A 12163-nucleotide genomic window follows, 5' to 3' on the forward strand; every position below is an offset into this window, starting at 1 on the left:
CGGAGGTAATCCAAATGGATATCCTGCATTTCCTTCAGGACGCGGTGGACCGCCGCGCTTCCGACATCTTCATCATTGCCGGGCTGCCGGTGACCTTCAAGGTCAACGGCCAGCTCCTGCGCGCCGACGGCGGACGGCTCACCCCCGCCGACTCCCAGGCCCTCATCCAGGGGGCCTACGCGCTCGCGGGCCGGGAGATCGCCATCGTCGAAGGCGGAGGCGACGACGACTTCTCCTTCGCGCTCCAGGGGGTGTCGCGCTTCCGGATCAGCGCATACAAACAACGCGGTTCGCTCGCCGCGGTCATCCGCGTCATCACCTTTGAGCTGCCCAACCCGCACGACCTTGGCATTCCAGACGGGGTGCTCTCCCTCGCGGAGATGCAAAAGGGACTCGTGCTCGTCACCGGCCCGGCCGGGTGCGGCAAATCGACGACGCTCGCCTGCGTGATCGACGCGATCAACAACTCCCGCAGCGCCCACGTCATCACGCTGGAGGACCCCATCGAGTTCCTCCACCGGCACAAGCATTCCATCGTCAGCCAGCGGGAGGTCGCGACCGACACCCAGAGCTATGTGACGGCGCTGCGCGCCGCGCTCCGCCAGTCGCCCGACGTCATCCTGCTCGGCGAGATGCGCGATCACGAGACGATCAGCGTCGCCATGACCGCCGCCGAAACGGGGCACCTCGTCCTGTCGACGCTGCACACGGTCGGCGCGGCCAACACGATCGACCGGGTCATCGACGTCTTCCCGCCCAACCAGCAGCAGCAGGTGCGCGTCCAGCTTTCGATGGTGCTGCGCGCGGTCGTCTCCCAGCAGCTTATCCCCACGGTGGACGGAGGGCTCGTCCCCGCGTTCGAGATCCTGCTCGCCAACGACGCGGTGCGCAACATGATCCGCGAATCCAAGGTGCACCAGATCGGCGGAGTGATCTACTCCTCCTCCTCGCAGGGGATGTGCGACATGGACAGCAGCATCCTGCGGCTCTTCAGCGACGGCGTGATCTCGCGGGAGAACGCGCTGCTCTACAGCACCAACCCCGACGCCCTCGCGCGCAAGCTCGGCGGGACCGGGCGCTGACGCGCCCCGCCGTCCGGCAGGCTTTTTCCCGGCGGCCGTCCCAAAAGGGACGGCCGCTTTTCCGCGCGCGAAAAGCGCGGGACCGGGGCGGAAAACGGCGCCCTGCGGGCGCCCGTGCGAAGGACGCGTCCTTCGCGCGCGGGCGGCTGCGCCGCCCGGTTTTCCGCCCCCGGCGCGCGCCGGCCGGCGGCCTCGCAAAAAAAGGATCGCGTCCTATTGACATTTGGCGGCGATGGGATATAATAAACATATGAACAATAGCTCATATGAAAGGTGATTCGAATGATAGACAAGGACGGCATGGAACGCTGCGACTACATCCACGCGCATGAGGACATCGTAAACGCCGTCAACGCGCAGATGCCCGACGAGGAGATCCTCTACGACCTCGCCGAGCTCTTCAAGGTGTTCGGCGACTCCACCCGCATCAAGATCCTCTACGTGCTCTTTGAGTCGGAGATGTGCGTGTGCGATATCGCACAGCTTCTCAATATGAACCAGTCGGCGATCTCCCACCAGCTGCGGGTGCTCAAGCAGTCCAAGCTGGTCAAATACCGCCGCGACGGCAAAACCGTATTCTATTCCCTGGCAGACGGGCATGTCCGCACCATCCTGGGGCAGGGCATGGAGCACGTCGCCGAATAAATCGACTGAACGGAGGAACCACCCATGAAAAAGACTTTTCGCCTGCGCGACCTCGACTGCGCCAACTGCGCCGCCAAAATGGAAAACGCGATCAACAAGCTCGACGGCGTCCAGAGCGCAACGGTAAGCTTCATGACCCAGCGCCTCACGCTCGAGGCGGACGACGCGCGTTTCGACGAGGTGCTCAAGGAAGCGGTGCGCGTCTGCAGGAAGGTCGAGCCCGACTGCACCGTGCTCGTCTGAGTCCCCTCTCCGCCTTCCCAAATCTTTTTTTGGAGGTCCGCGCCATGTCCAAAAAACAAAGACGGACCCTGGTCCGTCTGATCATCGGCGCGGCGGCCTTTGCCGCCGCGCTCCTCATCCCCCTCGGGGGCGTCTTCCGGCTCGCCCTCTTCCTCGTGCCCTACTTCGTCATCGGCGGCGACGTGTTGCTGCGCGCCCTGCGCAACATCGCGCACGGGCAGGTGTTCGACGAGAACTTCCTGATGGCGGTCGCCACGGTGGGCGCCTTCTGCGTGGGCGAATACCCCGAAGGGGTCGCCGTCATGCTCTTCTACCAGGTGGGCGAGCTCTTCCAGAGCTACGCGGTCGGGCGTTCGCGCCAGTCGATCTCCGCCCTGATGGACATCCGCCCCGACTACGCCAACGTCCGCCGGGAGGGCGAGCTCGTCCGGGTCGACCCCGAGGAGGTCTCCGTCGACGACCTGATCGTCGTGAAGCCGGGCGAACGGGTGCCGCTCGACGGCGTGATCGCCGAGGGCAGCTCCACGCTGGACACCGCCGCGCTCACCGGCGAATCCCTCCCCCGCGACGCAGCGCCCGGCGACGCGGTCATCAGCGGCTGCATCAACCTGAGCGGCCTGCTCACCGTCCGCGTCTCCCGCGTCTACGGGGAATCGACCGTGGCCAAAATCCTCGACCTCGTCGAAAACGCGAGCAGCAAAAAGGCGAAGGCGGAAAACTTCATCACCCGCTTCGCCCGCTGGTATACCCCCGCCGTCGTCATCGGCGCGGCGCTGCTCGCGGTCGTCCCGCCGCTCGTCACGGGCGGTCCCTTCCCGATGTGGATTCACCGCGCGCTCATCTTCCTGGTCATCTCCTGCCCCTGCGCGCTCGTCATCTCGGTGCCGCTCTCCTTTTTCGGCGGCATCGGCGGGGCGTCCAAATGCGGCATCCTTGTCAAGGGCAGCAACTACCTCGAGGCGCTCGCCGGGACCGAAACGGTCGTCTTCGACAAGACCGGCACCCTCACCAAGGGTTCCTTCCGGGTCACGGCGGTGCATCCCGACGAGATCTCCGAGGACCGGCTGCTCGAGCTGGCGGCGCTCGCCGAGAGCTATTCAAGCCACCCGATCGCCCTTTCGCTGCGGGCCGCCTACGGGAAGGAGCCCGACGAAACCCGCGTCTCCGGCGTGGAGGAGGTCTCCGGCCGGGGCGTGAAGGCCACGGTCGACGGACGAAAGGTGTGCGCCGGCAACGGGAAGCTGATGGACGAGGCGGGCGCCGTGTGGCACGACTGCCACCTGTCCGGCACGACCGTCCACGTCGCGGTGGACGGGGAGTATGCGGGGCACATCGTGATCTCCGACGAGGTCAAGGAGGACGCCCGCGAGGCGGTCTCCGCCCTGCGCGAGGCGGGCGTGCGCAAAACGGTGATGCTCACCGGGGACGCCGAGCCGGTCGCCGCCCAGGTGGCGAAGGAGCTCGGACTCGACGAGTACCACGCGGGCCTGCTCCCGGCCGACAAGGTCGACCGGATGGAGCGGCTGCTCGCGGAAAAATCCCCGCGCGGGGTGCTCGCCTTCGTGGGCGACGGTATCAACGACGCGCCCGTCCTCTCCCGCGCCGACATCGGCATCGCGATGGGCGGACTCGGCTCCGACGCGGCCATCGAGGCCGCCGACGTGGTCATCATGGACGACCGCCCCTCCAAGCTCGCTGCGGCGATCAAAATCTCCCGCAGGACGCTTGCCATCGTGCGGCAGAACATCGTCTTCGCGCTCGCCGTCAAGGCGCTTGTGCTTCTGCTCGGCGCGCTCGGCGACGCCAATATGTGGGAGGCCGTCTTTGCCGACGTGGGCGTTTCGGTGATCGCCATCCTCAACGCCACCCGCGCGCTGAACGTCAAAAACCTCTGAGCTTCCCCCTCCTGATTCAAAAGGGTCCGGCGCGGTTTTAAAAAACCGCGCCGGACCCTTTCGCGCGCCGCATGGGAATGAACCAAATCCCCCAAAAACGAATACCATGAAGTAATCATCGTTTTAGGAGGATTTTTTATGAATCATACCGCGGAACCCTTACACTTTTTCCTCGGAGCGAACACGCCGCAGGGGTTCGTTTCGCGTTTTGACCAGCTCGCCGACCCTGCGGGCGGGTGGCGTGAATTCGTCATAAAGGGCGGCCCCGGGACGGGGAAATCCACGCTGATGAAACGCGTCGCCGCAGCCGCCGAGGGCCGCTGCGAACAGATCGAGCTGATCCACTGCTCCTCCGATGCGGACTCGCTCGACGGGGTCATCCTGCACGACGTCAAGACTTCGATTGCTGATGGTACCTCCCCCCACGCGGGCGTTCCCAATATAATCAATTTGACATCGGCCGGCGGGCGCGGTAAACTGACATCGTACGCCCGACACCCGAAACTCGCGAGGTATCCGGATGAAGGATTATCAGCGGCAATATCCCTCTTTTTCCCTCTGCGGCCTCTTCTGCGGCCTCTGCCCCATCCACCATATGGAGAACGGCTGTCCCGGCTGCGGCGGCGGGGACGGCCACCAGCCCTGCGCGGTCATCCGGTGCGGCCGGGAGCACGGCGGGCCCGAATTCTGCTGCGACTGTCCCGCCTACCCCTGCGAGCGCTACCTCGAGCCGCCCCTCTACGACCAGCTCCTGCCCTCCCGGAACGCCCGCCGGGACCTGGACAGGCTGAAGGCGGAGGGCCTGCCCGCCTTCCGCGCGGAGCTCGACGAAAAGACCGCCATCCTGCGGGAACTGCTGGCGCGCTATAACGACGGACGGCGTAAGACCCTCTTCTGCGTCGCCGTGAACCTCCTGCCGCTTTCCGAGGTCCGCCGCGTCATGGAGCGGCTCGCGGCGGAGGAGGCGTCCCCCGGCGGCCCGGGGGACCCGAAGGCCCGGGCCGAGCTGGCCGCGGGCCTCTTCCGGCAGGCCGCGTCGGAAGGCGGGATCGAACTGAAGCTGCACAAAAAGCCCCGGCGGAAATAGCCCAAAGACAGCCGCCCGGACGCGAACGCGTCCGGGCGGCTGTCTTTGGAGGTGATGTGTATGATGTGAGAGGCGTTTTGTATTCACCGCTTCAGCGCCCGTCCGGGCCGGACGGCGCCGTGTGTCCGCAGCGGCAGCCGGAACGGCCCTTGCAGCCGGAGCAGCCGACGCACTCGCCGTTTTTGGCCTTGCGCACCGCGTACCGCACCGCACAGAAGGCCGCCAGCAGGATCACGCCCAAAATCACCCAGGTAACCATAGAGGTCCTCGCTTTCCGCCGCGCCGGGGAGGTCCTCCGCCCTCCCGCGCGGCGGGAGAGGGCGGAGGCGTTTGCCGTCGTCAGGCGCCTGCGCCGACCGTCGCGGGCTTGCGCATCTTCCTATCGGGGTTGCAGCTGCGGAAGAGCAGGTAGAGCAGGGCGGCCACGCAGCAGAGCGCGAGCACCTGCCCGGCCCCGAACGGCACGCCGTAGAAGAACGCTCCGCCGAGCTGGTTGATGATGAAGGCCATGATGTATGCCATACCGGTCATGTAACCGATCGCAAACCAGGTCCATTTCGCGCTCATCATTTCCCTGCGGATCGCGCCGATCGCCGCGAAGCAGGGGGCGCAGGTCAGGTTGAAGACCATGAAGGCCAGGGCGCTCGCGCTCGTCGCGAAGAGGGTTGGCAGGGACGCCAGCAGCGCCGGGTCGTCCTCGCCGACCTCTCCGAGCCCGAACAGCACGCCGAAGGTGCCGACGACGTTCTCCTTCGCCACCAGTCCGGAGACGCTCGCCACGGCCGCCTGCCAGTTGCCGAAGCCCAGCGGGGCGAAGATCGGAGCGATCACGCCGCCAATCGCCGCGAGCATACTCATGTTCTCATCCTCCACCATGCCGAAGCCGCCGGCCGTAAAGCCGAAATTCTGGAGGAACCAGATCACGCCGCACGCCACGAAGATGACGGTGCCGGCCTTGATGATGAACGCCTTGCCGCGCTCCCACATGTGGATCAGCACGCCCTTCGGCGCCGGGAAGTGGTACTGCGGAAGCTCCATGACGAAGGGGGCGGGGTCGCCCGCGAACATCCTCGTCTTCTTGAGGATGACGCCCGAGAGGATGACCATGAAGATGCCGAAGAAGTAGGTCGCCGGGGCCATCCAGGTAATCTCCGGGAAGACCGCGCCCGCAATCAGCGCGATGATCGGCAGCTTCGCGCCGCAGGGGATGAAGGTGGTCGTCATGATCGTCATGCGGCGGTCCTTCTCGTTTTCGATCGTGCGGGTCGCCATAATCCCCGGCACGCCGCAGCCGGAGGAGATCAGCATCGGGATGAACGACTTGCCCGAAAGACCGAATTTGCGGAAGATCCGGTCCATGATGAAGGCCACGCGCGCCATATAGCCGCAATCCTCGAGGATGGAGAGGAAGAAGAAGAGGATAAACATCTGCGGGACGAAGCCGAGCACCGCGCCCACGCCGCCGATGATGCCGTCGACCACGAGGCCGGTGAGCCATTCGGCGGCGCCGGCCGCCTCGAGCCAGCCGCCGGCGAGGGGCTGGACCGTCTCCGCGAAGAGGGTGTCGTTGGTCCAGTCGGTTACGATCGTGCCGAGCCAGGAGACGGACACATAGTAGACGACGAACATGACCGCCGCGAAGATCGGCAGGGCCAGCCAGCGGTTGGTGACCACCTTGTCGATTCTGTCCGAGGTGGTCATGCCGGCGTTCTTTTTCTGCACGCAGCTTTTCATCAGCCCGGAGATGTACTGGTACCGCTCGTTGGTGATGATGCTCTCGCTGTCGTCGTCGAACTGCTTCTCGCAGTCGGAGACGATCGTCTCGAGCTCCGCCTTGACGTCCGCGGGGAGCCGGAGCCGTTCAAGCACCCTCGCGTCCCGCTCGAACAGCTTGATGCTGTACCACCGGGCGTTCTCCGCCGGGACGAGGTCCGCGGCCAACTCCCGGATCCGCGCCAGCGCGTCCTCCACGGGTCCCGAAAAGGTGTGCTGCGGGCGGGTCATGATCCCCGCCCTCGCCATCTGCACCGCGCGGTCGGCCACCTCTTTCGAGCCGGCGCCCTTGACCGCCGAAGTCTCGATCACCTCGCAGCCGAGCGCCGCCGCCAGCTTGTGGGTGTCGATCCGGTCGCCGTTCTTTTTGACGATGTCGATCATGTTCAGCGCGATGATCACCGGGATGCCCATCTCGGTCACCTGGGTGGTCAGGTAGAGGTTGCGCTCGATGTTCGAGGCGTCCACGAGGTTGATGACCACGTCGGGATGCTCGTTCATGATGTAGTCCCGTGTGACGACCTCCTCGAGCGTATAGGGAGAAAGCGAGTAGATGCCGGGAAGGTCGGTCACGATGACGTCCTGATGCCCCCGGAGCTTTCCCTCCTTCTTTTCGACCGTGACGCCCGGCCAGTTCCCCACGTACTGGCTCGAACCGGTCAGGTCGTTGAACATCGTTGTCTTGCCGCAGTTCGGATTGCCTGCGAGCGCAAGCTTGATTGCCATTTCCGTTTACCCCCTCTGCGGGATTCCCCGCTGACTGACGTTGCACATATTAGCGGAAGCTAACCCATCCGCCGAAAAAACGCGGCTCCGCCGCCGGTCCCGCCGTCTATTCGACGAGGATGTTTTCCGCCTCGTTCCTGCGGATGGAGAGCTCGTATCCGCGGATGGTGATCTCCACCGGGTCGCCCAGCGGGGCCACCTTGCGCACATAGACGGGCGTGCCCTTGGTGATGCCCATGTCCATGATCCGCCGCTTGAGCGCGCCTTCGCCGCCCAGCTTGGCGACGGTCACCGTTTCGCCGCATTTGACCTCTTTGAGTGTCTTCATACCGATCCTCCTCAAACCATGATTTTGCTTGCCATCGCCTTGCTCAGGGCGATCCGGGTGTCCTTCACATTGACGATCAGGTTTCCGCCCATCTCCGAAACGATCGTGACCTTCCCGCCCTCCACAAAGCCGAGACTCTCCAGAAAGCGCCGGGTCTCTTCCTTCCCGTGGATCCCCCTGACGGTCGTTTTTTCGCCTGTCCGCGCCATCGTTAACGGCATCTCCACTGTTCTCCCCTCTCTGGTATCGCTGTGCGGGCGGCGCCCGCCTGGCATATGGTTAGACGTAACTAACCTTTTACGGGCATAGTTTACCATTGCTAACCTATTTTGTCAATCCTTTGACGAAAAAATTTTCCCGCCTTGCGCGAAAAAAGGAACTGTGTTAGAATAAGCGCAGATGAGCGGAAACGAATTTGTGGAGTTCCCACGAATTTGTTTTCTGAGGCTAACAACAGCGAGGGAGATTACCATGCGTATTCAAGAGTCCGCGGAAAATTATCTGGAAGCGATCCTGGTGCTGAAAAAGGAGGCGGGCGCGGTCCGTTCGATCGACGTGGCGCGCCACATGAACTTCACCAAGCCGAGCGTGAGCCGCGCCATGAGCCTCTTCCGCGAGAACGGCTATATCACGATGGATAAAGAGGGCTGGATCGAGCTGACCGACGCGGGCCGCGAAATCGCCGAGCGCATCTACGAGCGCCACAGCTGCCTGACCGACTGGCTGACCGCGCTGGGCGTCTCCCCCGAAACCGCCGCGGCGGACGCCTGCCGGATGGAGCACGACATCAGCGAGGAAACCTTCGATAAGCTCCGGGAGCATATCCGGCGGTACGCGGGGAAATGACCCGCCTTCCTCCGGCCGGGGACGGCGGGCGCCGCCTCCAGGTTTTTCATTTCAGGCCCTTGACAAACCGTCTTGCGGCGTGATAAGATAAGCGCAGGTTAGCGGTAGCTAATCGTCGGAACGCGGACGTTTCCGCCTTTTCTTTTCCCCTTCGGTTAGCTTTTGCAAACCGAAGCCGGGCGGCGCGTCCGGCCCGTGCGGCCTCCCGCTTTTTTGTCCGGGAAGCCGGTGTTCCCCATCCACAGCGCACAGCCGCGGCAGACCGCGGCTGTGCGCTTCCTCCTTTCCGGCCAAAGCATCTGCAAAGGAGTGGTATGCCATGCTCTCCCCCGCGTCTATCCGTTACCTGCTCGCGGTCTACGAGCTCTCCGACGGCGGCGCCGCCGTGCGGTCGGTCGATATCGCGAACGCCCTCAAGGTCAGCCGGGCCAGCGTCGTCAAGTGCCTCAAGCGGCTGGCCGGGGAGGGGATGATCCGCAAGGAGCACTACGGCGCCGTGCAGCTCACTCCCGAGGGCGTGCGGGAGTCCAACCGCATCTTCACCGAGTACACCCTGCTCTATGCGTTCTTTTTGCAGCGTCTGGGCGTGCCGCCCGGCTGCGCGCGGCGGGACGCCGTCTCGGCGCTCTGCGCCTTCACCGCGGAAAGCCGGGAGCAGCTGATCCGCCGTGTGCTCGAACCGTCCTTCGCGGAGGAGTCATAGCCGCATCGTATCATTCGGGACGGCGGGGCCGGCGCGGACGCGCCGGCCCCGTTTTCGCATCCGCCGGCGGCATAGGGAGCGTTGTCCGCCTCATAGGCTGTGATGAGGTGAAGCCTATGAAACCCGCCGTGTTTTTCGTCACCGAGACCTTCCGCTCCGCGTCCGAAAAGGCCCGGACGGACGCCCTCCAAGAAGCGGTCGACCAGTATCTTGCCCGCGCCCTGCGCCGCGGGGAATCGCCCGCGCCGCCCGCCGGGCGGGAGGACGCGGGAGGCGCGGAGACATGACCTGCGCGATCTACTGCCGGCTCAGCCGGGAGGACGCGGAAAAGATCCGGGAGAGCGAGAGCATCCAGAACCAGAAGGCGATGCTGGCCGACTACGCCGCCAGCCAGGGCTGGGAGGTCGGCGCGGTCTACTGCGACGAGGACTATTCGGGCGCCGACCGGGACCGCCCCGGCTGGAACGCCATGCTCGCCGCAGCAGAGCGCCGGGAGTTCCAGATCGTCCTCTGCAAGACGCAGTCCCGTTTCACGCGCGACATGGAGCTCGTGGAAAAATACCTCCACGGGCTGTTCCCGCTGTGGGGCATCCGGTTCGTGGCGGTGGTGGACCACGTCGACACCGACCTCAAGGGCAACAAAAAGGCCCGCCAGATTAACGGCCTTATCAACGAGTGGTATCTCGAGGACCTGTCGGAGAACATCCGCGCGGTGTTCGCGCAAAAGCGCAGCGCGGGCAAATACATCGGCAGCATCCCCGCCTACGGCTACCGGAAGGACCCCGCCGACCACAACCATCTCTTGGTCGAACCGGAGGCGGCGGAGGTGGTCCGGAGCATCTTCTCCCTCTGCCTGGAGGGGTTCGGCAAGCAGAAGATCGCCGCCCTGCTCAACGAACGGGGGATTCCCAGCCCCTCCGCCTATAAGCGCGCCCGCGGCTGGACCCGCGGCGAGGCCGGCGCCGACGGCTGGAACCGCACAACGGTGGGGCGGATTCTGCGCAGCGAGCTCTACACCGGTACGATGGTGCAGGGAACCAAGCGCCGGGTGAGCTACAAATCCAAGGCGTGCGCCGGGGTCCCGAAGGAGGCGTGGTGCCGCGTGGAGGGGACCCACGAGGCCATTGTCGACCGGGCGTCCTTCGACGCGGCGCAGGCGCTGCTTGACCGCCGCACCCGTTCCGGCGGGACGGGCGAGCCCCACCCGCTTGCCGGCATCGCGCGGTGCGCCGATTGCGGCGGGCCGCTCGTCAAGGTGTCGCAGCTCTACAAGGGGGTGCGGCGCTCCTACCTGCAATGCGGGCGCTACGCCTCCTCGCGGCCGCATCCGAACTGCACCCGCCATTCCGTCCGCCTCGACGCGCTGACCGGCGTCGTGGAGGAACGCGTCCGCGCGCTGGTGCGCACCCGCTACCGGCTTCCCAGCCCCGAACGGCTGCTGCCCCCCGGCGAAGCGGAAGCCCGCCTCCGCCGGGAGCGGGCGGAGGCGCTGGAATTGCAAAACCAGATCGCCCGGCGTTCGAGGGCGCTCGAAACCCTCTGCCTCGACCGGGCGGACGGCCTCATCGGGCGGGAGGAGTTCGCCGGGATGAGCGCGCGCTTCCGGGAGGAGCGGCAGGCGCTCCAGGCCCGGCTGGACGCGCTGGAGGCCCGGATGCGGGAGGCTCCCCCGGAGCCGCCCGGCCTTCTGGCAAAGCGCGCGGAAGCGCTGCTGAGGCTCGATCCCATGCCGCGCGAGCTGCTCGTCCTGCTGGTCGACACCGTCACGGTCGGCGAACGGCGGCCGGACGGCACGCAGGAGGTTTCGATCCGCTGGCTGCTCTGAGCATTCCGCCAGACCCGTTGGAGCGTTGGATCTGGCTCCACGGCTTTTTCCGTCAACTCCCGGCCGCTGTTCTCCCATGCGCGTGCGGCTTCCAGCCCCACCCGAAACGAAAGGCGCGCGGTATTCGATTCCGCGACACCCGCCCATGTGATCGAACCCAAATATCCGGGCGCGTTCGAGCAGGTCGTCGACCTGTCCTCCTGCTGGGACGAGCACGCGCTCTTCGAGTCGCGCGAGGCGATCATGGCGCTGGCGGCAAAGATCAGCCGCTGCCACGAGCACTGCTGCCGCTTCCTCGGCGCGGCGGGAAGCCTGCTCTCCGACACCTACCGCATCGCGCTCGAGGGCACCTCGGTCAGCAAGGTGGTCAAGGCGGCCCGGCGCATCGCGCTCAGCGAGTTCAAAGGCGGACCCGGGGGCCAGGGCCGCGAATCGGTACGCTTCCTCTCCTGCGTCACCAACAAGGGCCCCGTCCTCTTCGACGGCACCGCCAAGGCGCTCTGCGACCGCATCTACCTCGTCGACGACGTCTATGGCGCCGCCTCCCGCCTCTTCCTCTCCGCCCTGCGCAGCCAGGCGCTCGAGGCCGGCTGGGATGTCATCACCTGTTACTGCCCCCTCTCCCCGTTTGAGAAGATCGAGCACCTCTTCATCCCCGCCCTCCGGCTCGGCTTCATGACCGCCAACGACAACCACCTGCCCGACGTCGAACCCTATAAGATCGTGCGGTCCAGGCGGTTCACCGACGCCGAACAGATCCGCGCCCACAGAAAACGCATCACCTTCAACAGAAAGGCCTCCGCGCAGATGCTCGAGCAGGCCGCCCGCCTGCTGGCCGAGGCCAAGGCCCTGCACGACCAGCTCGAGGGCTACTATACGGGCGCCATGAATTTCGCGGCGGTCGACGCCGTGGGCGAACGCACGCTGCAAAAATACGAGCATATCTTCCAGAGCTACGGACTCTGACGCAGGTCGTCTCCTGTCGCGGATGAGGGCCGCCGGCAAGCTGC

At 65.5% G+C, this 12163-nt stretch carries 15 protein-coding genes; 10 read left to right on the forward strand and 5 right to left on the reverse strand.

The features are described 5' to 3' along the window. The first annotated feature begins 14 nt into the window (after positions 1 to 14). The 4 genes from C1A13_RS12665 (at position 15) to C1A13_RS12680 (ending at position 3865) form a co-directional block, all read left to right on the forward strand. Positions 15 to 1082 (forward strand): type IV pilus twitching motility protein PilT, encoded by a 1068-nt coding sequence (locus C1A13_RS12665; protein WP_101552566.1) that lies wholly within the window; start codon positions 15 to 17, stop codon positions 1080 to 1082. Positions 1083 to 1364: 282 nt separating this feature from the next. After that, positions 1365 to 1727 (forward strand): ArsR/SmtB family transcription factor, encoded by a 363-nt coding sequence (locus C1A13_RS12670; protein ID WP_207726213.1) that lies wholly within the window; start codon positions 1365 to 1367, stop codon positions 1725 to 1727. 24 nt (positions 1728 to 1751) lie between these two features. Beyond that, positions 1752 to 1970: a cation transporter gene (locus C1A13_RS12675; RefSeq protein WP_101552568.1), complete on the forward strand. Its 219-nt coding sequence runs from the start codon at positions 1752 to 1754 to the stop codon at positions 1968 to 1970. Positions 1971 to 2014: 44 nt separating this feature from the next. Beyond that, positions 2015 to 3865, forward strand: coding sequence for a heavy metal translocating P-type ATPase (locus C1A13_RS12680; RefSeq protein ID WP_101552571.1), 1851 nt, complete (start codon positions 2015 to 2017; stop codon positions 3863 to 3865). 159 nt (positions 3866 to 4024) lie between these two features. Here C1A13_RS12680 and C1A13_RS14685 read toward each other — a convergent pair whose 3' ends face one another. Further along, positions 4025 to 4210, reverse strand: a complete 186-nt coding sequence (locus tag C1A13_RS14685) for a hypothetical protein (RefSeq protein ID WP_146021728.1) — start codon at positions 4208 to 4210, stop codon at positions 4025 to 4027. Between the two features lie 175 nt (positions 4211 to 4385). On the opposite strand from C1A13_RS14685, the gene C1A13_RS12685 reads away from it, so the two are divergent. Further along, complete coding sequence (locus C1A13_RS12685) at positions 4386 to 4952, forward strand: DUF3795 domain-containing protein (protein WP_101552573.1); 567 nt, start codon at positions 4386 to 4388, stop codon at positions 4950 to 4952. A 91-nt stretch (positions 4953 to 5043) separates the two neighbouring features. On the opposite strand, the gene C1A13_RS12690 is transcribed toward C1A13_RS12685, so the two are convergent. From C1A13_RS12690 to C1A13_RS12705, 4 genes are all read right to left on the reverse strand, one after another. Continuing rightward, entirely contained in the window at positions 5044 to 5211 is a 168-nt protein-coding gene (locus C1A13_RS12690; protein ID WP_101552575.1) for a FeoB-associated Cys-rich membrane protein, read from the reverse strand. An 80-nt stretch (positions 5212 to 5291) separates the two neighbouring features. After that, entirely contained in the window at positions 5292 to 7451 is a 2160-nt protein-coding gene (gene feoB, locus C1A13_RS12695) for a ferrous iron transport protein B (RefSeq protein ID WP_101552577.1), read from the reverse strand. A gap of 106 nt (positions 7452 to 7557) precedes the next feature. Then, positions 7558 to 7779, reverse strand: a complete 222-nt coding sequence (locus C1A13_RS12700) for a FeoA family protein (RefSeq protein WP_101552579.1) — start codon at positions 7777 to 7779, stop codon at positions 7558 to 7560. 11 nt (positions 7780 to 7790) lie between these two features. Continuing rightward, complete coding sequence (locus C1A13_RS12705; protein ID WP_101552581.1) at positions 7791 to 8000, reverse strand: FeoA family protein; 210 nt, start codon at positions 7998 to 8000, stop codon at positions 7791 to 7793. 250 nt (positions 8001 to 8250) lie between these two features. On the opposite strand from C1A13_RS12705, the gene C1A13_RS12710 reads away from it, so the two are divergent. From C1A13_RS12710 to C1A13_RS12725, 5 genes are all read left to right on the forward strand, one after another. Then, on the forward strand, positions 8251 to 8625 hold the full coding sequence (locus C1A13_RS12710; protein WP_101552583.1) for a metal-dependent transcriptional regulator: 375 nt from the start codon (positions 8251 to 8253) through the stop codon (positions 8623 to 8625). A gap of 319 nt (positions 8626 to 8944) precedes the next feature. Continuing rightward, positions 8945 to 9328: a metal-dependent transcriptional regulator gene (locus tag C1A13_RS12715; protein WP_101552585.1), complete on the forward strand. Its 384-nt coding sequence runs from the start codon at positions 8945 to 8947 to the stop codon at positions 9326 to 9328. 116 nt (positions 9329 to 9444) lie between these two features. Further along, positions 9445 to 9615 carry a hypothetical protein gene (locus C1A13_RS14935; RefSeq protein WP_158595736.1) on the forward strand — a complete coding sequence of 57 codons (171 nt, stop codon included), beginning with the start codon at positions 9445 to 9447 and terminating at the stop codon, positions 9613 to 9615. After that, on the forward strand, positions 9612 to 11153 hold the full coding sequence (locus C1A13_RS12720; protein ID WP_101552587.1) for a recombinase family protein: 1542 nt from the start codon (positions 9612 to 9614) through the stop codon (positions 11151 to 11153). Before C1A13_RS14935 ends, C1A13_RS12720 begins: the two co-directional genes overlap by 4 nt. Before the next feature lie 147 nt (positions 11154 to 11300). After that, the gene (locus C1A13_RS12725) at positions 11301 to 12119 is read left to right on the forward strand and encodes a hypothetical protein (protein WP_101552589.1); all 819 of its coding nucleotides are present in this window, start codon (positions 11301 to 11303) and stop codon (positions 12117 to 12119) included. Positions 12120 to 12163 lie beyond the last annotated feature (44 nt).

Source organism: Anaerotruncus massiliensis (ex Togo et al. 2026), assembly GCF_900199635.1.
In the GTDB taxonomy this organism is placed as follows: Bacteria; Bacillota; Clostridia; order Oscillospirales; family Ruminococcaceae; genus Anaerotruncus; species Anaerotruncus massiliensis.